Origin of the sequence: Streptomyces sp. M-16 (assembly GCF_052114405.1) — a bacterium.
Lineage (GTDB): Bacteria > Actinomycetota > Actinomycetes > Streptomycetales > Streptomycetaceae > Streptomyces.
Map to the genome: position 1 here is coordinate 1 of NZ_JBFRER010000005.1, position 16,940 is coordinate 16,940.

At 72.3% G+C, this 16,940-nt stretch carries 22 protein-coding genes and 2 pseudogenes; 15 read left to right on the forward strand and 9 right to left on the reverse strand.

The genetic code is table 11. The annotated features are described in order from the left end of the window. Window positions 1-100: pseudogene (locus AB4039_RS03630) on the reverse strand (IS5/IS1182 family transposase); the annotation flags it as partial. A 355-nt stretch (window positions 101-455) separates the two neighbouring features. Here AB4039_RS03630 and AB4039_RS03635 point away from each other — a divergent pair. Beyond that, window positions 456-956: a hypothetical protein gene (locus tag AB4039_RS03635; RefSeq protein WP_442269941.1), complete on the forward strand. Its 501-nt coding sequence runs from the start codon at window positions 456-458 to the stop codon at window positions 954-956. 282 nt (window positions 957-1,238) lie between these two features. On the opposite strand, the gene AB4039_RS03640 is transcribed toward AB4039_RS03635, so the two are convergent. Next, window positions 1,239-2,105 (reverse strand): alpha/beta fold hydrolase, encoded by an 867-nt coding sequence (locus AB4039_RS03640; RefSeq protein WP_442269942.1) that lies wholly within the window; start codon window positions 2,103-2,105, stop codon window positions 1,239-1,241. A gap of 207 nt (window positions 2,106-2,312) precedes the next feature. Between AB4039_RS03640 and AB4039_RS03645 the strand changes: the two genes are divergently transcribed. Together AB4039_RS03645 and AB4039_RS03650 are read left to right on the forward strand one after the other, a co-directional pair. Beyond that, a complete protein-coding gene (locus AB4039_RS03645) occupies window positions 2,313-2,489 on the forward strand; it encodes a hypothetical protein (protein ID WP_266844407.1) in 177 nt (58 codons plus the stop codon). Beyond that, window positions 2,489-2,776 (forward strand): DUF4190 domain-containing protein, encoded by a 288-nt coding sequence (locus AB4039_RS03650; protein WP_442269943.1) that lies wholly within the window; start codon window positions 2,489-2,491, stop codon window positions 2,774-2,776. The genes AB4039_RS03645 and AB4039_RS03650 overlap by 1 nt, the downstream gene beginning before the upstream one ends. 415 nt (window positions 2,777-3,191) lie before the next feature. On the opposite strand, the gene AB4039_RS03655 is transcribed toward AB4039_RS03650, so the two are convergent. Then, on the reverse strand, window positions 3,192-3,590 hold the full coding sequence (locus AB4039_RS03655) for a VOC family protein (protein WP_266844405.1): 399 nt from the start codon (window positions 3,588-3,590) through the stop codon (window positions 3,192-3,194). Between the two features lie 93 nt (window positions 3,591-3,683). On the opposite strand from AB4039_RS03655, the gene AB4039_RS03660 reads away from it, so the two are divergent. After that, window positions 3,684-4,682 (forward strand): helix-turn-helix transcriptional regulator, encoded by a 999-nt coding sequence (locus AB4039_RS03660; RefSeq protein ID WP_266844403.1) that lies wholly within the window; start codon window positions 3,684-3,686, stop codon window positions 4,680-4,682. A gap of 125 nt (window positions 4,683-4,807) precedes the next feature. Next, a complete protein-coding gene (locus AB4039_RS03665) occupies window positions 4,808-5,713 on the forward strand; it encodes an ADP-ribosylglycohydrolase family protein (RefSeq protein ID WP_266844401.1) in 906 nt (301 codons plus the stop codon). Between the two features lie 374 nt (window positions 5,714-6,087). On the opposite strand, the gene AB4039_RS03670 is transcribed toward AB4039_RS03665, so the two are convergent. Beyond that, window positions 6,088-6,297, reverse strand: coding sequence for a CDGSH iron-sulfur domain-containing protein (locus tag AB4039_RS03670; protein ID WP_442269944.1), 210 nt, complete (start codon window positions 6,295-6,297; stop codon window positions 6,088-6,090). Window positions 6,298-6,394: 97 nt separating this feature from the next. Continuing rightward, window positions 6,395-7,084 (reverse strand): HemK2/MTQ2 family protein methyltransferase, encoded by a 690-nt coding sequence (locus tag AB4039_RS03675; protein WP_442269945.1) that lies wholly within the window; start codon window positions 7,082-7,084, stop codon window positions 6,395-6,397. Window positions 7,085-7,297: 213 nt separating this feature from the next. Between AB4039_RS03675 and AB4039_RS03680 the strand changes: the two are divergent. Together AB4039_RS03680 and AB4039_RS03685 are read left to right on the forward strand one after the other, a co-directional pair. Next, a pseudogene (locus tag AB4039_RS03680) lies at window positions 7,298-7,624 on the forward strand (hypothetical protein); the annotation flags it as partial. 136 nt (window positions 7,625-7,760) lie between these two features. Then, window positions 7,761-9,893, forward strand: a complete 2,133-nt coding sequence (locus AB4039_RS03685) for a catalase (RefSeq protein WP_442270027.1) — start codon at window positions 7,761-7,763, stop codon at window positions 9,891-9,893. 263 nt (window positions 9,894-10,156) lie between these two features. On the opposite strand, the gene AB4039_RS03690 is transcribed toward AB4039_RS03685, so the two are convergent. Then, on the reverse strand, window positions 10,157-10,471 hold the full coding sequence (locus AB4039_RS03690; protein WP_266844395.1) for a hypothetical protein: 315 nt from the start codon (window positions 10,469-10,471) through the stop codon (window positions 10,157-10,159). A gap of 418 nt (window positions 10,472-10,889) precedes the next feature. On the opposite strand from AB4039_RS03690, the gene AB4039_RS03695 reads away from it, so the two are divergent. Genes AB4039_RS03695 through AB4039_RS03720 form a run of 6 tightly spaced genes read left to right on the forward strand, consistent with a single transcriptional unit; the run spans window position 10,890 to window position 14,349 of the window. Further along, on the forward strand, window positions 10,890-11,495 hold the full coding sequence (locus AB4039_RS03695; protein ID WP_442269946.1) for a hypothetical protein: 606 nt from the start codon (window positions 10,890-10,892) through the stop codon (window positions 11,493-11,495). Further along, entirely contained in the window at window positions 11,492-12,541 is a 1,050-nt protein-coding gene (locus AB4039_RS03700; RefSeq protein ID WP_266844911.1) for an NAD-dependent epimerase/dehydratase family protein, read from the forward strand. Before AB4039_RS03695 ends, AB4039_RS03700 begins: the two co-directional genes overlap by 4 nt. 3 nt (window positions 12,542-12,544) lie before the next feature. Beyond that, window positions 12,545-13,186: a nucleotidyltransferase family protein gene (locus AB4039_RS03705; protein ID WP_442269947.1), complete on the forward strand. Its 642-nt coding sequence runs from the start codon at window positions 12,545-12,547 to the stop codon at window positions 13,184-13,186. Further along, window positions 13,134-13,394, forward strand: a complete 261-nt coding sequence (locus tag AB4039_RS03710) for a hypothetical protein (RefSeq protein WP_442269948.1) — start codon at window positions 13,134-13,136, stop codon at window positions 13,392-13,394. The genes AB4039_RS03705 and AB4039_RS03710 overlap by 53 nt, the downstream gene beginning before the upstream one ends. Beyond that, entirely contained in the window at window positions 13,391-14,170 is a 780-nt protein-coding gene (locus tag AB4039_RS03715; RefSeq protein WP_442269949.1) for a metallophosphoesterase family protein, read from the forward strand. Before AB4039_RS03710 ends, AB4039_RS03715 begins: the two co-directional genes overlap by 4 nt. Further along, window positions 14,167-14,349, forward strand: a complete 183-nt coding sequence (locus AB4039_RS03720) for a hypothetical protein (RefSeq protein WP_266844385.1) — start codon at window positions 14,167-14,169, stop codon at window positions 14,347-14,349. Before AB4039_RS03715 ends, AB4039_RS03720 begins: the two co-directional genes overlap by 4 nt. A 32-nt stretch (window positions 14,350-14,381) precedes the next feature. Here AB4039_RS03720 and AB4039_RS03725 read toward each other — a convergent pair whose 3' ends face one another. Together AB4039_RS03725 and AB4039_RS03730 are read right to left on the reverse strand one after the other, a co-directional pair. Beyond that, window positions 14,382-14,570, reverse strand: a complete 189-nt coding sequence (locus AB4039_RS03725) for a DUF6381 family protein (RefSeq protein ID WP_266844383.1) — start codon at window positions 14,568-14,570, stop codon at window positions 14,382-14,384. 97 nt (window positions 14,571-14,667) lie between these two features. Continuing rightward, a complete protein-coding gene (locus AB4039_RS03730) occupies window positions 14,668-15,504 on the reverse strand; it encodes a ribonuclease BN (protein ID WP_442269950.1) in 837 nt (278 codons plus the stop codon). Window positions 15,505-15,673: 169 nt separating this feature from the next. Here AB4039_RS03730 and AB4039_RS03735 point away from each other — a divergent pair, with 169 nt between their 5' ends. Next, window positions 15,674-15,835 carry a hydrophobic protein gene (locus AB4039_RS03735; protein WP_266844379.1) on the forward strand — a complete coding sequence of 54 codons (162 nt, stop codon included), beginning with the start codon at window positions 15,674-15,676 and terminating at the stop codon, window positions 15,833-15,835. Window positions 15,836-15,940: 105 nt separating this feature from the next. Continuing rightward, window positions 15,941-16,474 (forward strand): type 1 glutamine amidotransferase domain-containing protein, encoded by a 534-nt coding sequence (locus AB4039_RS03740; protein WP_442269951.1) that lies wholly within the window; start codon window positions 15,941-15,943, stop codon window positions 16,472-16,474. A 93-nt stretch (window positions 16,475-16,567) separates the two neighbouring features. Here the strand turns inward: AB4039_RS03740 and AB4039_RS03745 are convergent, their stop codons facing one another. Then, on the reverse strand, window positions 16,568-16,891 hold the full coding sequence (locus AB4039_RS03745; RefSeq protein WP_442269952.1) for a hypothetical protein: 324 nt from the start codon (window positions 16,889-16,891) through the stop codon (window positions 16,568-16,570). Window positions 16,892-16,940 lie beyond the last annotated feature (49 nt).

A 16,940-nucleotide genomic window follows, 5' to 3' on the forward strand; every position in this document is an offset into this window, starting at 1 on the left:
CGCGCCGCAAAACGGTCACCAGCTTCCCGAAACAGCGCGGACTCAGCCCCGTGAACGGGGCTATCCAAGACGGCTCCGACGCCGTGATCACACCAGCCACACCAAGATCATCTCACCTGTGACCAGCAGTTACGGGACAACCCTTAGTGTCTGGTCCCCATTGGGGCTGCCCGAGGCTGGTGGGAGGCCTCGCCCGGATCGATCGCGTAGACAGGGAGATCTGCTGTGGTCGAAAGTGTCAGGTACGGGGCGTTGGACATCATGGTCATCGACCAGTTCCGGCGGCGGTGGGAGGATCGGGGTTCGGGGGGCGGACCTGTACGGCTCGTTCTTCAACCCGGCCAGTGGTGGCTCGCTGTATCACCAGGGTTGGCGCTACGTCGGCAGGGTGGGCCAGAGCACTTGGGGTGACATCTCAGGAAAGCGGGCCACGATCCTGGTTGCGTGGGGCGAACGTGAACTTCTACCCGCACAAGCACTTCGACAACTCGCAGGGCAGCGTGGAGGAGAGCGCGCCGCAGACCGTCATCACGGGTGTGACCACGACGAAGAGCGAGGAGTTCAGCAAGCGCACCACCATCAGTGTCACGGCGAAGGCGGGCATCGAGGTGAAGGGGTTCTCCGCCGGAATCGAGACGAGCGTGTCCACCGAGCTCGGTTACAGCAGCCGCAACGAGGTCACGCAGTTCCAGGAGCTCCAGGACGTCTGGCCCTTGACCATCCCGGCCGGCAAGTCGGCGGCGATGTGGTCGCCGCGCCACGAGATCGTCGCGCGGCGCAAGAACGGTGATGCCGTCGGAGGCCAGGGCGGTCTGGTGTTCGACGTCAACTCGCGTATCAAGACCGAATTCCCCCCGCCTGCCGGCCAGGAGTCCAGGTCCCTGTCCGAGGCCGTCGAAGCCGGTGACCCCGAGCCGTTCGGTACACCCGAGTCGAACGTCCCAGAAGACTTCTGACACCCAACTGCCCCGTGTCGGCAACGGTGACGCCGATGGACGATCACTGGGCAGAACAGGCAGGCAAAAGAGGGTGTGTCCGGCGAGACTCTCATCGGGCACACCCCGGCCGTGCATCCGGCGCTGAGTCCGGATGCCGGATACGACTACCAGCCCGTCTACGCACTCGCACCGTGATCGACACAGTCCGTTGCTTGATCCGCTCGCACCCCACATCCGTGCGCCGCGGACCCGTGTTCCGGCGATGCGCGCGGACACTGCCGAGACCTGATCCCGCGACACCTACCGGCTCTTCCGGTGACCGCTCCGGCCGTGGTCGTCCGCAGCGGTATGCGCGATGACCGCGCGGACGATCGTCTCCCAGTCGGCTCGGTCGACCCCGTGGCCCGCACCTTCCAAGGCCAACAGCCCGGCGTCGGGGATCGCTTCGGCGAGCGCCTCGCCGTGCCCGAAGGGAAACATCGGGTCCGCCGTCCCGTGGATCACCAGGGTGGGCACGGCGATCGACGACAGGGGGCGCCGCGGTCGCTCGCCCTCGGGCAGTGAGTCGTGGTTCCGCACTGCGGCGAAGTGGTGCGCACGCTCGACGTCCCGACGGACGAGGTCGCGGACGGCGGTCTCGTCGAACCGACGCCGGCTTCCCGCGAGCACACGCGCGTACTCCACCAGGTAATCGATCACCGAGGCGGTGTGCGACCAGTCGGCCTCCGCTGACGATACGAAGCGCATGAACTCCTCGGCCGGCGGGGGCAGCTCTCGGCCGCCAGGTATGGCGCGGGACGTGCTGATCAGAACGAGCGAGAGGATCCGGTCGGCGCGGTCGAGTGCGATCAACTGGGCGAGCGCCCCACCGGCGGAGACGCCCACCACGTGTGCGGCCGGGATCCCGTAGGCGTCGAGCACACCGACGGCGTCGCCGGCCAGATCCGCGCCGGTGTATCCGGGCCGACCACGCTCGCGGGTGACCGATCGACCGGTGTCGCGATGGTCGTAGCGGATCACGAACCGGCCGTCCTCGGCGAGCATCCGGCAGAAGCCCTCCTCCCACCAGAGCATCGAAGCGCCGGTGCCCATGATGAGCAGGATCGGGGGGTCCGCCCGGTCTCCGAAGGGCTCGGTGCACAGTTCGACGCCATCCACGTCAATCATGCGTTCAGCCATCGCCACGTCGCCTCACCGGGCCCATTGTGCATCCGCGCACCCCCGGGCGAAGGCCGCCTCGGCGCACCGGGGGCGTGGTGACGTCGCCACCCCCGCCGGGGCGGAATCCCCGGGCAGGCGGCCGGCCGTCGGCTTGAGGTGGGCAGGTCCGGGTACCCGGGGGGCGACCGTTCCCTGAAGACAGGAGGAACCCCGGTGCTCTTCCTCGTAGGCGCACTGCTCGTCCTGGGTGTCGTCCTCGGAGCCGTGGCCCATGTGCCCGTGCCGGTCAGTGTGGCCGGCGGCTGCGCGATCGCCGTCTGGCTGCTGCTCTTCGCCGCGCGCGAACGGCTGTCGCGGCACCGTCCCGAACGGCGTCGGGAGGGTCTGTGATGCGCCCTCGGACCGGCGTAAGGGCTCCGGCCCGTACCCGTACCCGCACCTCCACTCGCGACGCCGACGCGATGGCCGTCGTCGCCTTCGTCCTCGGCCTGGTCGGGCTGCTGGTGATGAACCTGCTGCTCGGCCCCATCGCCGTTGGCCTCGGCACCCTCGCCCTGTGGCAGCACACGGCCCGGCCCGGCCGAGCCCGCCTCGCCATCGCCCTGGGCGTGGCCGACGTCGTGGTCCTCGCCTGCCTCGTCACCGCCGACGGCACGTGGTCGTGGGCTCTGACCTGAGCCGGCGCCGGCCCGGCGTTCGGGGGCCGGGCGGACCTGGTCTCCGGAGAGGTGGTGGACGGATTTCCGGTCTGTCCTGCTCGTGCGTCGGTTCCGCTGAGAGGCGGGTTGGGAGGGCGGCGTGAGGAACACCTCCGCCGGCGAGGCCTCGGCGTACGCCTATGTCGTGTGCACCGCCCCCCTAGCGGCATCGAAGTGTCACGATCCATCAGAAGCGTGACGCGAAGGTGACGGCTGCCCCGCGGAACCGGGCGGTCCTGTCGTACCTGTTGGGCATCCCGCACCCCTGGTCGGGGTCGGGGCCGGAGTCGGGGCCGGGGCCAATCGCCGTGATCCGGCCCCGATCCTGGGGAGCCGAGTACCGCGCTCAACGGTTGGGCCGCCCAACGGGAGACGGCCGTCCGCCGTGCTGCTTTCAGGGAGCGAACTTCTCGATGGCGGCCGGCGTGACCGGGGTGAAGAAGTTGACGAGGTTGCCGTCGGGGTCGCGGAAGAGGAGCGAGCGGTTGCCCCAGGGCATCGTGGTGGGCTCATTGACGAAGTCGTCCACGAAACCGCTCAGGTTCTTGTGCACGCCGTCCACGTCGTCAACGAGGAATTCGAGGATGACGCTGTGGTTGTCGGCCGGGCGGGCGGAGCCGGGGGCGAAGAGGGGGACCGTGCGGGTGCTGCCGATCGCGAGAGTGGCCGAGGCGGTTCTGAGCTCCGCGAAGTCTTCGTTGGCCCAGGTGGCGGACACCTTGGTGGCGCGCTCGTAGAAGTCGACGAGGCGGGCGACATCGCCCGTGATGATGCGGATGGAGACGAAGTCCACGGATGTTCTCCTCTGGCCGGTCGGTGCTGGTGACCGCACGCTACGACCAATACCGGGCGGAACCCGCCCGGTATGTGCGGGAGACTTCCCGGTATGCCCCGCCCCCTCGCCCGTGTCCTCACCCTGCTGGAGCTTCTGCAGTCGGGCGGTACCCGTACCGTGCGCGAACTCGCCGATCGGCTGAACGTCGACGAACGCACCGTACGGCGCTACGCACAGCAGCTCGTCGACCTCGACGTGCCCGTCGAGTCGGTGCGCGGCCGCTACGGCGGCTACCGGCTCGCCCCCGGATACCGCATGCCCCCGCTCATGCTGAGCGACGACGAGGCGCTCGCCGTGCTGCTCGGCCTGGTCGCCGCTCGCCGATCGGGCCTGACGGCGGCCACGGACACGGCGAGCGAGACGGCTGCGGCGAAGATCCGGCGAGTGCTGCCCGAACGGCTGCGCCGCAGCCTCGATGCCGTGCTCGGCTCGCTCGCCTTCGCGGATCCGCCCGGCAGGGCGGCCGCAGCCCCGGAACCCGCGGTCCTCCTCCCGGTGGCCGATGCGGTGCACCACCACCGGCCGGTCTCGATCCGGTACACCGCGGGCGACGGCCGGCGCAGCGAGCGCACCCTGCACCCGTACGGGGTCGTCGCCCACTCGGGCCGGTGGTACGTAACGGCAGCGGATCTCTCGGCGGGTCAGGACCGGACCTTCAGACTGGACCGCATCACCAGTGTGAGGATCTTGCCCGGATCGTTCGAACCGCCCGTCGGAATCGATCCGGCCGAGCGCGTCCTGACAGCGCTGGCCACGGTTCCGTACCGGTACGAGGTGAGCCTGCGTGTCCAGGGGACGACCGCGCAGGTCCACGACCTACTGCCCTCCGGCATCGCCCTCGTGACGGAAATCCCTCGCCCGGCCGGCGCGAGCACGGGGACCGGGGCCTGGTGCCGTGTCGAACTGCGCGTGGACCGGCTCGACTGGCTGCCCGCCGTACTCTCCTCGATGGACCGGCCCTTCGTCATCGAACGCCCGCATGAGCTCCGCGGCCTCGTCGAGGCCCTCGCCGAACGGCTCGCGGACTCCGCCCGGCGAAGCCCGGGGTGACCGGGGCCGGCGGGGAGGGTGTACCGGCCGGTGGGTGAGCGGCAGAGCCCCTGTGGCCTCGGCAGCATGGCCGCCGCCCCGAAATCACGGTGTCGGGGATGCCGGTGCCCCGTCATACTGGCCTGATGATCAAATTGCCTGTCGCCGCGCTGGACTCGTTGTCTGGTCTCGCCTTCGGTGATGCCTTCGGTGACCGCTGGTTCGGGATCCTGCGCCGCGAGGGCCAGGCGGCCCTGGAGGCACGGATCCTGCCCCCGGAGGCGCTGTGGGAGTGGAGTGACGACACCGCCCAGGCGCTCGTACTCCTGCGGGAACTGGCCGCGGGCGGCGGGGCCGTCGACCAGGACCGCTTCGCCCTGCGTCTCGCCGAGGCCTACGCCAACGACACGCACCGCGGCTACGGAGCCTCGATGCACGACGTGCTCCGCCGGATCGGCGCGGGCGAAGCCTGGCAGGAAGTGGTCGCCGGCCAGTTCGGGGGCCAGGGCTCCTGGGGCAACGGCTCCGCCATGCGCGTGGCCCCCCTCGGTGCCTGGCTCGCCGAAGACCTGGAGGCCGTTGCCGAGCAGGCCGCCCGGCAGAGCGAGGCCTCGCACCACCACCCGGAAGCCGTCGCCGGTGCGGTGGCGGTCGCCGTGGCCGCGGCGCTGGCCACCCGCAGCCGGGGCGGGGCCGCCCCGGCGAGGCCGGACTTCCTCCGGTCCGTCGCCGAACGGATCCCGGTCGGCGACGTCCGCTCCGGAGTCCGGACCGCGGCCCGAATGCCGCAGCACACCTCGGTCCGGCACGCGGCGGAGGTCCTGGGCTCCGGCTACCGGATGTCCGCGCCCGACACCGTCCCCTACGCCCTCTGGTGCGCGGCGGGCCACCTCGACGACCTGCACGAGGGCCTGTGGTCCACCGTCGCCGGACGCGGCGACATCGACACCACCTGCGCCATCACGGGCGGGGTCATCGCCGCGCGCACGGGCGTCGCCTCCCTCCCGGCGGCCTGGCACGAAGCCCGCGAACCGCTGCCCCTGATCGCGTAAGCACAGGAACCCGCCCGGTGGGACCGGCAGAGGGCTGCCCTCAGGACGGACGTGCGGCGGCGGACCGCTGCCCGAGACGGAGCACCGCATCGTCTTGCCGGCGGCCTACCGCGCGTTTCTCATCGGGCTCGGGGGCAGCGGTGCCGGGTCACCGGCAACGCGGACGGCTTCCGGCCTCCGAACGTCTCCTCGGCACGGGACTTCCTCAGCAGGTACGAGCGTTGGCTCAACCACATGCGGGACGGCAGGGACAACGCCGCGCTGGGGCTGTCCTCCCCGCCGATCGTCGCGAGTGCCCCGCGCGGTCCCCGGGCCGCAGCCCACGAGGTTCTGCGTTCCCGCGCGCCGGGCCGTCAGGGCGCCCCGCACCCTGATCAAGACTCCTTCTCCCCGGGCGCCGACGACCCTCTGGGGGCCGCGCCTTCGCGGGGGCGGTGGCTGGTGTCGCACCAGGGGTAGGTACGGCTGCGGCGGCAGGTGCACACGGCGACCATGAACCGGTCCGACCGGGCGATGGTTCCGTCGTCCAGGACGATCTCGACCGGGCCCTCCACCAGCACCGGGCCGGCGCGGTCCACGGACACCCGCCGGGGGCAGGGAGCCCTGTCGGCGGGCACCCGAGGAGTGCGCCCGGGCTCAGAGGTGTCGGGCTCAGAGGTGTCGGGTTCAGAGGTGTCGGGTTCAGGGGTACCGGGCACGGACGACCACCAGCTCTTCTCGTTCGTCGCCGTCTTCCCGTGTCAGGCCCTGCTCCCGGAGCCAGGCCCGACGGGAACGCAGCACCGGCCCCCAGGGCACCCATGCCCGCTCCGTGACCTCGGCGGACAGTCCCTCCTGCCCCAGGAGCTCAAGGGTCTCCCACGCCCCGCACATCCCCGAGTGCACCATCAGGAGGACACCTCCAGGGCGCAGCAGGGCGGGTGCCGCGGTGCAGATCCGGTCGATGACAGCCCGTCCGTCCCTGCCCGCGTCCCAGGCGCGCCGGGCCCCGCCGGTCGGCACCCGCGCGTCCGGGCAGGGGACGTAGGGCGGGTTGGCCAGGACCAGGTCGAAACGCCGGCCCCGGGTCCGGGCGGCGAAGTCGCCGTGGAGGACGCGCAGCCGCAGTCGCCAGCGCCATCCGTTCAGCCGGGCGGCCAGCACGGCGGGCCAGGCCACGTCGACCGCGGTGACCTCGGCGCCCCTGGCCGCTGCGTGCAGCGCGAGCGCGCCGGTACCCGTACCGATCTCGATGACTTCCGCACCCGAGCGCAGCGGCTCCCGTGCGAGCGCTCCGGCGAGGAGCGCGGTATCGGCCTGCGGCCGGTACACGCCCGGAAGCGCGATCAGGCGGGGCAGGGGATCGGTGTACGTCAAGGCAGTGCCCGGCACGGGGCACCTCCTGACCGGCCCGGGAAACCGCAGGCCGCGAGGGGCAGAGAGGCAATCATGGGCGGCGCCTACCCGCGATCCCGCCCTGTGAACATCGGGGTCCGCGGGCCCCCCCGCGGCAAAAGACCCGCCGTTCCCGGTTCGGCCGCCCCGAGGGGGGCAGGCGCCGAAGGGCACACGGGACGTGGCCGCGACGGACGGTGAGGAGACGGGATGAGGGCACCTGCCTGGCACGGCAAGCGGGACGTAGGCGTCGACACCGTCCCGGACCCCGCCGTCCGCGATGCCGACGACGTCGTCATCAGGGTGAGGACCACCGGCCTGTGCGGCTCCGACCCGCATCTCTACGGGGTGCTCGGCACCGGCGCCCCGCTCCTCGGCTACACGAAGCTCCACGGCCAAGTGCCGGGCGGCCAGGCCCAGTACCTGCGCGTCCCCTTGGGGAACACCCGCTTCGTCCACCTGCCCGACGTCCTGCCCACCGCGTGGCAGGCGGTGTGGCAGGCGGTCGAGTACGCGGACGTGCCGCCCGGCGGCAGCGGGCACCGACTGCCGCTCGAAGAGGCGCCGGACGCCTACGAGATGTTCCAGAAGAAGCACGACGGCGTCGTCAAGGTGCTCCTCGCCCCCTGATGGACACGGCCCGTGATGAACACGGCGCCCACCCGAACTGCCCCTGGGAGGAACGATGACAGACGGAAACTCCGAAGTGACACCCGGCCCGACCGGCGGCGGCCCCCCGGCGCAGAGCGGCGGCCACCTGACGACGGCGCAGGGGGCTCGGCTGTACGAGAGCGACCACGCGCTGAAGGCCGGCGCACGCGGACCGGTGCTGATCCAGGACCACCATCTGCGCGAGAAGATCACCCACTTCGACCACGAACGGATCCCGGAACGGGTGGTGCACGCGCGCGGCGCCGCCGCCCACGGCGTCTTCCAGGGGTACGGAACCGCCGGTGAGGTCTGCAAGGCCGCCTTCCTGGCGAAGGACGCCGAGACACCGGTGTTCGTCCGCTTCTCCACCGTCCTCGGATCCCGGGGCTCGGCGGACACCGTACGCGACACCCGCGGGTTCGCCACCAAGTTCTACACCGGCGAGGGCACCTTCGACCTGGTGGGCAACAACATCCCGGTGTTCTTCATCCAGGACGCGCTCAAGTTCCCCGACGTCGTCCACGCGGCCAAGCCGCACCCGGACCGGGAGATCCCGCAGGCGCAGAGCGCCCACGACACCTTCTGGGACTTCGTGTCCCTGCACACCGAGGCCACCCACCACACCCTGTGGAACATGTCCGACCGCGGCATTCCCCGTTCCTACCGGATGATGGAGGGCTTCGGCGTCCACACCTTCCGCCTGGTCAACACCGCCGGTGAGACCGCGCTGGTGAAGTTCCACTGGAAGCCGAGGCTGGGCGTGCACTCCCTGGTCTGGGAGGAGGCCCAGCTGATCGGCGGCATGGACCCGGACTTCCACCGCCGGGACCTCGCCGAGGCCATCGACGCGGGCGCCTTCCCGCAGTGGGAGCTGGGCATCCAGGTCTTCCCCGACACCCCGGACCAGACGTTCGAAGGCGTAGACCTCCTGGACCCCACCAAGCTCGTTCCGGAGGAGCGGGCCCCGGTGCAGCCCATCGGCCTGCTGACCCTGAACGCCAACCCGGACAACTACTTCGAGGAGACCGAGCAGGTGGCCTTCCACCCCGGCCACCTCGTTCCGGGCATCGACGTCACGGACGACCCGCTGCTCGCGGGCCGGCTCTTCTCCTACCTCGACACCCAGATCAGCCGGCTCGGCGGCCCGAACTTCGGTCAGCTCCCGGTCAACCGGCCGCACGCCCCCGTCGACGACATGCTCCGTGACGGCATGCACCAGAGCGCGGTGCACACCGGAGTGGCACCGTACCGGCCCAACAGCCTGGACGGCGGCTGCCCCTTCCTGGCCGGAGCCGACACGGGCGCGTACGTCGAGGCGCCCGTACGGGTGCCCGAGGCGAGCAAGGTCCGCGAGGCACCCGCCTCCTTCTCGGACCACTTCACGCAGCCACGGCTCTTCTGGCTGAGCATGACCCCGACGGAGCGCGAACACATCATCGCCGCGTACACCTTCGAACTGAACAAGTGCGTCGAGCAGCCGGTCAAGGAACGCGCTCTCGCCGTGCTGGCGAACATCGATCCCCGGTTGTGCGAGGACGTCGCCGAGGGCCTCGGCCTGCCGGCGCCGAAGGCGACTGTTCCCCTCGTCGCCGCGGACGCCAGTCCGGCGCTCTCGCAGATGGGCGGAACCTGGCCGGCGGACGGCCGTGTGGTCGGGATCGTCGCCGACGGGAGCACCGACCCGGACGGTGTACGCGCCGCCCGGCAGGCCGTCCTGGACGCGGGCATGGTGCCGTTGGTCATCGCACCGACGGGCGGCACGCTCGATGCGGACGGCGATCCCGTCGAGGTCCAGCGGACCTTCGCCACGGCCCGTTCCGTCGAGTTCGACGCCGTCCTGACCGCCGGCGCACCCGCACCGGCCGCCGACGCCCACGGGGCCCGGGACGCCAAGGCCGGGAACACCGGCGACATGGGCCGTACCGGGAAGGCTGCCCCCGACCCGAGGGTCGTGCTCCTGCTCGCCGAGGCTTATCGACACGGCAAGGCGGTCGGCGGATGGAACGGCGCGGAGACCGTCCTCGAAGCCGCGGGCATCGCACCGTCGGAGGGGCCGGGCGTCATCGTGAGCGACAGCGGTACGGAGGCGGTGCGGGCGGCCGCCGAGGCCCTGGCGGGACACCGGGCCTGGGACAGGTTCCCGCCCGCGCCCTGACGGCCCACGCCCGGCCGGGTGGGCCTGCGGGCGTGACGGGGCGGGCCCACCCGGCCGGGGGCTGCGGCGTGGCGGAGCGGGCCTGCGCGTGGCGGGCGGGTGAGATCCTCTCCGCGCCCAGCCCAGCCGGTCCGCGCCCGGCAGGCGCCGCGCCCATGATGACGGGCACCTTTTACATCGGCAGGGGTCCCAACGTGCTGGAACGCAAGCCGCTCAAGGACCGTAACGAGGTCACTTTCGGCTTCAACCCGGTCGGGCGGTCCTCAGTCGGGCTCACTCGCGATGCGCAGGGCCAGCTCCTGGAGGACCTCCTCGGTGGACGTGTCGGGGCCCATCTCCTCATAGGCGTCCGCCAGCACCTCGAAGGCCAGGATGAAGCCGTTGATCAGCGAATTGACGGGTCCCGACACCTGTTGCAGCACGGACAGGCCGATCTCCGCCGCGTCCGCCTCGACGGGCACCGTGAACCGGTCCGGCGTGACCTCGCCCAGCAGCTCGGAGACGTAGTCCGCCCCGACGCCGCCGCGCAGGCCCACCAGCGCCGCGATCGCCTTCAGCCTCGCGTCGTCGCCCGTCATGGCGCGGACCCGTGTCGCCCGGCCGGTCGGTCGTCAGTCATGGGTGAGCGCCTGCCCGGCATCCCCGGTTTCATGCCGTCGGCCGGGACCCGCCCGATCCCGGGGTTTGTACCGGGTGTCCGGGGGCACGCGCCAACCGAACCCCGGAGGACCCGAGGGACGGCCCCGAAGCGCGGTCCTGCGTGATGCGCGCACGCGGCCATCCGGCCGGCAGGGACACGACCGCTCCGTCGGCCACGGCCGCGCGCAGTCCCACCGGGCCGCACACGAGGTCACGACGGAGCGGCACACGAGGTCACGACGGAAGAGCCTCGTGGGGCCGTGGCGCACGACCGGCCCTGCCCGACCAGGCCCTCTCCGAGCAGGACACCGTTCCCGCCGCGGAACCGCTGCCGGCACCTAGCGGATCGGACATGCCATGAACACCCACACCATCGGCTCGCGAGCACGATCGCGCACCGCTTCCCCTCCGGACCCGCAGCGCCTCGTGGCGGTCTATCTCAACGACCACCTCGCGGGCGCCGGAAGCGGTGTCTCCCTGATCCGCCGCATGGCCAGGACGCACCGACGCACGCCGGCGGGGCCGGCCCTGGCCGAGCTCGCCCAGGAGATCGCCGAGGACAGGGAGAGCCTGCGCGAGTTCATGACCGCACTCGACGTGCCCGCGCAGTGGCCGAGGGTCGCAGCGGGCCGCATGGGGGAGAAGGTGGCCAGGCTCAAGCTCAACGGGAGACTGGTGAAGCGCTCACCCCTGAGCGACGTCCTCGAACTGGAAGCCATGCGTCTCGGGGTGGAGGGCAAGGCGTCGATGTGGCGCTCGCTCAGGGTCCTCGCGGTCACGGACCCCCGTCTGGACCTGGCCGCCTTCGACCGGCTCCTGGCTCGCGCGGGGCGGCAGTCGTCCGTGCTGGAGGCCCTGCGGATGGAGGCGGCCGGGCGCACCTTCACCAACCCGGACCCGGCCCCCGCTCAGGGGAGGTCATTCCGCCACGGCGCGGGCGGAAGGGCCCGGTGGGCGTCATGAGGGTCGTCGTCACCGGAGCCACCGGCAACGCGGGCATCAGCGTGGTGCGCGCCCTGGCCGGCGACCGTACGGTCACCGACGTGCTCGGCGTCGCCCGCCGGCTGCCGGACCTCCGCATCCCCGGCGTGCGCTGGGCCGCCGCGGACATCGACCCCGGCCGCGACGGGCTGACCGAGCTCTTCGCGGGCGCGGACGCCGTCGTCCACCTCGCCTGGAAGTTCCAGCCCACCCACGATCCCGTCGCGACCTGGCAGACCAACGTGCTCGGCAGCATCAGGGTCTTCGAGGCCTGCGCCCGGGCCGGGGTGCGGGTGCTGGTGCACGCCTCGTCCGTGGGCGCGTACTCACCGGGCCCCGCCGACGGACGCCCCGTCGACGAGTCCTGGCCCACCCACGGCTGGCCGGGCGCCGCCTACACCCGCGAGAAGGCCTACCTGGAGCGATACCTCGACGGCTTCCAGCTCGCCCACCCCGCCATGCGGCTGGTGCGGATGCGGCCGGCGTTCCTCTTCCAGGAAGAGTCGGCGAGTGAGCAGCGCAGGATCTTCGCCGGCCCGCTCCTGCCGTGGCGCCTCATCCGGCCGGGCCTGCTGCCCGCGCTCCCCGCCGTGTCCGGCCTGCGCTTCCAGGCCCTGCACACCGACGACGCCGCCGAGGCCTACCGCGCAGCCGTCGTACGCCCGGTCCACGGCCCGTTCAACCTGGTGGCCGACCCGGTGCTCGACACCGCCGCCATCGCCGACATCCTGCACACCCGTACGGTGCCGCTCCCCGCGGGCGCCGCCCGCGCCGCACTCGCCGCGGCCTGGCGCATGCACCTCGTACCGGCCGCCCCCGGACTCCTCGACGCCGTGCTGCGGCTGCCCCTGCTCGACGCCGGGCGGGCCCGCGAGGAACTGGGCTGGGCGCCGGCGGTGACCGCCACCGAGGCCGTCGCGGAGTTCTTCGAAGGCCTCCACCGGGGTGCCGGCACCGGCACACCGCCCCTGGCCGCCGCGACCGCGGGAGCGGGCGGAGGCGGCAAATCCGCCCCTCCGGGGAGGTGAGCCGTGAGCGGATCCGACGGCCTTCCACGCGACCACACGCAGGCCATCCTGGAGACCACCAAGCGGGTCGGCGCGCTCCTCAAGGAAGCCGGGGTGCCCTTCGCGCTCGCCGGGAGCGTCGCCGCCTTCGCCCACGGCCTGCCGGCCCGCTTCCGGCACGACACGGACTTCTGCCTCCGCCGGGAGGACGCCGCGGCCGCCGTGGCCGCGCTGACCGGCGCGGGCATCACCGTCGTCGACGCCCCCGAGGACTGGCTGATCAAGGGCCGTGACGGCGAGGAGGAGATCGACCTCATCCTGGACCTGGCCGGCAGACCCGTCGCCGAGGAGCTCCTCCGGCGAGCGGACGTCCGCGCCGTGGACTCCGTCCACATGCCGGTCCTCGCCCCGACCGACCTCATGGACAGCCGCCTGACCGCGCTGTGCGAGCACTACTGCGACTTCGCCGAACTGCTCCCCATGGCCCGCATGCTCCGCGAACGCATCGACTGGGGCCTCCTCGACCGCCGCCACCGCGACGAGCCCCTGCCCGACGCCTTCCTCTACCTCCTCGAACGCCTGCGGGTGATCGAGCCCCGAAAGCAGGCACGCCATGACGACGCACCATCCCACGCAGCCCGAGTACCAGGCCCAGCACCTGCGTGACCGGCTCGCGCACGAGGGAATCGCCGAACTCGGGGTCCGCGTCGAGCTGCGCGGCCCCACGGTCCTCGTCTGGGGGCCGGTCTCCACCCCGGACTGCCGCGAGACGGTCCTGCGCATGGCCGGGGAGGCCCTGCACCCGCTGGCCTGGCGCCACGACCTGACCGTCGTCAGCGCACGCCCGCCCGACCGCGAGGAGGACCTGCCGTGATCCGCGTGGCGGCCGTGGGGGACATCCATCTGGCGCCGGGCGGCGAGGGGACCCTGCGACCCGCCTTCGAGACCCTCGGTGACCACGCCGACCTGCTCCTCCTCGCCGGTGACCTCACCCGCCACGGCTCCCCGCAGGAGGCCGCCGTCGTCGCCCGTGAGGTCTGCGGCCTGCCCGTGCCCGTCCTGGCCGTCCTCGGCAACCACGACCACCACGGCGACCGGCCGCGGGACGTCACAGCCATCCTCGCCGCGGCCGGGGTCACCGTCCTCGAAGGGGAAGCTGCCGTGCTCGACCTCCACGGCACCACCGTGGGGGTGGCGGGGGCCAAGGGGTTCGGCGGAGGGTACGCCGGGCGCTGCGGCAGCGACTTCGGCGAACCGGAGATGAAGGCCTTCATGCGGCACTCCCGTACGTGTGCCGACGGGCTGCGCCGCGCGCTCACCGACCTGGTACAGGCCGGCACCGCCCTGCGGATCGCCCTGACCCACTACTCGCCGGTACCGGACACCCTGGCCGGCGAGCCCCCCGAGATCCACCCGTTCCTCGGCAGCTACCTCCTGGCCGAGGCCATCGACGAGATCGGTGCGGACCTCGCCGTCCACGGACATGCCCACTTGGGCACCGAACACGGGATGACGGCCGGCGGGGTCCGGGTCCGCAACGTGGCCATGCCCGTCATCGACCGGGCGTACGCCGTGTACCACCTCACTCCCCGCCCGCCCGGGCCGCAGGGAGCCCCCATCCAGGAAACCCATGAGGAGCAGTTGCCATGAAGGGTATGGAACACAAGCGCCAGGAGCCCGGCATCGGCCGCGAGGAACAGGTGCAGGAGCACCCCGGCCCGGACCCGGTACACCCGGAGGCCAGCAAGCCGGTCCCCGGCAGGACCCCGGAGGAGCTGCGGCGGCGGCAGGAGCGGGCCATGACCCACGAGGACGACGACGCGGAATGACGGCCGGGCCCCCGCACCACCCGGGCTGGCGCCTACATGGGATCCATGGTCCCGCTGCCCGGGCCGTTCTGCTCCTCGCTCTTCTCACGGATGCGCAGGGCCTTGTCCCTCAGCCGCTGCCGCTCCGCGGGATCCGTCGCATGCTGGGCCGCCTGCTCCAGTTCCTGGGCCTTGTCGCGCATCTCCCGGGCTCGTTCGCTCGGCCCGCTGTCATTGCTCATGACCGTCCTCGGGTGGGGTGGGGGAAAGTGTGGACCCCCCAAGCCAAACAGCACCGGGCCGCGGCCGCCACCGTAGCCGGACCGGTCAAGGGGGGCCTCAGCCATCCTGGTCCGCGGGGCTCGCGCGGCGCGGCAGTTCCTCGTGCAGCAGCCTGCCGACGAGTGCGCCGCCGAACACGACCACGCCGACGCCGAGGAGCCAGGACTGGACCACGAGGACGGTGCCGAAGGGGCCGTAGGTGACGGCGCTGGACGCGATCAGCGGGGAGAAGACGAGACGGGAGAAGATCCGCAGACCGAGCAGCCCCAGCATGGTGGCCACCGCGCCGGGCAGCAGGGCCGCCCAGGGAATCCGGCCCGCCAGCAGCAGGCGCTGCGACCACCAGAAGAACAGGGTGCCGATCGCGACGGTGACGAACCCGCGGGCGGGGGAGTGGCGCCAGGGCGGGGAGATCGCCGACAGGTAGAGCACCCCGATCAGAACGCCGAGCCACAGCACGTGCCGCCACCGGGCCCACCAGCGTGACGGGGGCAGGTCCCAGATGCTCTCGTAGCCGCTCTGCAGAACGGTGCCGAAGGACAGGCCGAACACGGTCAGCAGCGCCAGGCCGAAGGCCGTCGTGGTCCGCCAGGTCTGGCCGGGCAGGGCGAAGAGCCGCTCGATCTCCAGCCGCGCGGACGTCGACACGCCGAGCCCGTCCCCGAGCCACTGCGCGAATCCCTGCCCGTTGGCGGTGTCCGCCGCCGAGACGACGATCAGCAGCGGCACCAGCGTCAGGAAGCCGAGCGCGGCGAACCCGAGGGAACGCTGCCACAGTGCCAGTTCCCGCACGCGCACCCAGCGGCGCCCCGCCCGCGTACGACGGAACACGCTGCGCGCCCGCCTGACGGGCGCCAGCCACCGGGGAGCCCCGCGGCCGCTGGAGCTGCTCATGCCTGGCGGCTGTCCCGCGCCGACCGTCCCAAACCCCGCGGCCCCCGCGCGAGCCCCGCGTCGCGCCGAATGACGGGCGGCCCGGCGGGTGGCCGCCGGAATCGGTCCGGCGGCCGTCCTGGCATACGGTCCGCCGGACCGGGCAGGCGCCGGTCCGGAGGTGGAAACCATGATTGCTCTCCTGCTCGTCCTTCTCCTCGTGCTGTTGCTGTTCGGCGCCGGCTTCGCCGTCAAGATCCTGTGGTGGGTCGCGATCGCCGTTCTGGTCATCTGGCTGATCGGTTTCGTCGCCCGCCCCAGCGGCGGCGGTGGCCACTGGTACCGCTGGTAGCGGGACTACGAGGTCCGACGACCCCGGGCGACCCCTGCGGCGAACCCCCTGCGCGGAGCCGCGGAGCTCAACCGGATCCCTGCGACACGAAAGGATGTGGGTACGGTGCGCATCGCATTCCTGACGGCGATCGAAGGCGTCGAGGAAGTCGAACTGACCGCGCCTTGGAAGGCGGTCGTCGAGGCCGGCTGGACCCCGCGACTGGTCTCGACGGAGCCGGGTGAGGTCCAGGCCATGCGCCACCTGGACAAGGCCGGTACCTACCCCGTCGACCGGGTCATCACCGGCCGTACGGACGAAAGCTTCGATGCCCTCGTCCTGCCGGGGGGAGTGGCGAATCCCGACGCGCTGCGGATGAACAGCGGCGCCGTCGACTTCACGCGCGGCTTCTTCGAGGCGGGCCGGCCGGTGGCGGCGATCTGCCACGCCCCCTGGCTGCTGGTGGAGGCCGACGTCGTCCGCGGCCGCACGCTCACATCGTGGCCCAGCCTGGCCACCGACATCCGCAACGCGGGCGGCACCTGGGTGGACGAGCAGGTCCACGTCTGCAGGGCCGGCACCAGCACCCTGGTGACCAGCCGCAAGCCGGACGACCTGGAGGCGTTCTGCGAGGCGCTCGTGACCGTCTTCGGCGGCTGAACCGCGCTACCACCCTGCGGCGCTGCGGGCTACGCGACTACGGGCCGCGCGCCATGGGCTACGGACGATCACGGGGCTAAGGGCTACGGACGATCACGCGGCGGCCGCGGGCGGGGCGTACCCCGCCCGCCCGGCCTGGGGGCCGACGGGCCTCGCCGCCCCGCCCAGCCGGACAGCCTCGACGACGGCCTCGTGCAGGGCGCGGCTCCGGTAGGCGGTCGGGCACGGGACGGGACTGCCGACCATCGTGAACCACTCCTCGGGCCCGCCCGAGGGCCGCAGCGAGATCCGGGCGCGGCCGTCCCTCCAGCTCGTGCGGACGTCCAGCGTTCCGTCGAGGAGGCGGCCGTTCTCCTGCGTTTCGACGCCGCCGGGACCCACGGGGACCGAAACCGTCGTCCATGTCGCCCAACCCATGATTCTGCCCTCTTCCCGCGGTGGTCCACGGCGTCTACCCATCACGCGC

Excerpts from the sequence above, each read along its gene's own strand:
- AB4039_RS03660 (WP_266844403.1), top strand. The coding sequence starts at position 3,684 with ATGCCCCGCCCCCTCGCCCGTGTCCTCACCCTGCTGGAGCTTCTGCAG.
- AB4039_RS03710 (WP_442269948.1), top strand. The coding sequence starts at position 13,134 with ATGACGACGCACCATCCCACGCAGCCCGAGTACCAGGCCCAGCACCTG.
- AB4039_RS03745 (WP_442269952.1), bottom strand. The coding sequence starts at position 16,891 with ATGGGTTGGGCGACATGGACGACGGTTTCGGTCCCCGTGGGTCCCGGC.
- AB4039_RS03695 (WP_442269946.1), top strand. The coding sequence starts at position 10,890 with ATGAACACCCACACCATCGGCTCGCGAGCACGATCGCGCACCGCTTCC.
- AB4039_RS03735 (WP_266844379.1), top strand. The coding sequence starts at position 15,674 with ATGATTGCTCTCCTGCTCGTCCTTCTCCTCGTGCTGTTGCTGTTCGGC.
- AB4039_RS03720 (WP_266844385.1), top strand. The coding sequence starts at position 14,167 with ATGAAGGGTATGGAACACAAGCGCCAGGAGCCCGGCATCGGCCGCGAG.
- AB4039_RS03700 (WP_266844911.1), top strand. The coding sequence starts at position 11,492 with ATGAGGGTCGTCGTCACCGGAGCCACCGGCAACGCGGGCATCAGCGTG.
- AB4039_RS03650 (WP_442269943.1), top strand. The coding sequence starts at position 2,489 with ATGCGCCCTCGGACCGGCGTAAGGGCTCCGGCCCGTACCCGTACCCGC.
- AB4039_RS03690 (WP_266844395.1), bottom strand. The coding sequence starts at position 10,471 with ATGACGGGCGACGACGCGAGGCTGAAGGCGATCGCGGCGCTGGTGGGC.
- AB4039_RS03725 (WP_266844383.1), bottom strand. The coding sequence starts at position 14,570 with ATGAGCAATGACAGCGGGCCGAGCGAACGAGCCCGGGAGATGCGCGAC.
- AB4039_RS03730 (WP_442269950.1), bottom strand. The coding sequence starts at position 15,504 with ATGAGCAGCTCCAGCGGCCGCGGGGCTCCCCGGTGGCTGGCGCCCGTC.
- AB4039_RS03665 (WP_266844401.1), top strand. The coding sequence starts at position 4,808 with ATGATCAAATTGCCTGTCGCCGCGCTGGACTCGTTGTCTGGTCTCGCC.
- AB4039_RS03640 (WP_442269942.1), bottom strand. The coding sequence starts at position 2,105 with ATGATTGACGTGGATGGCGTCGAACTGTGCACCGAGCCCTTCGGAGAC.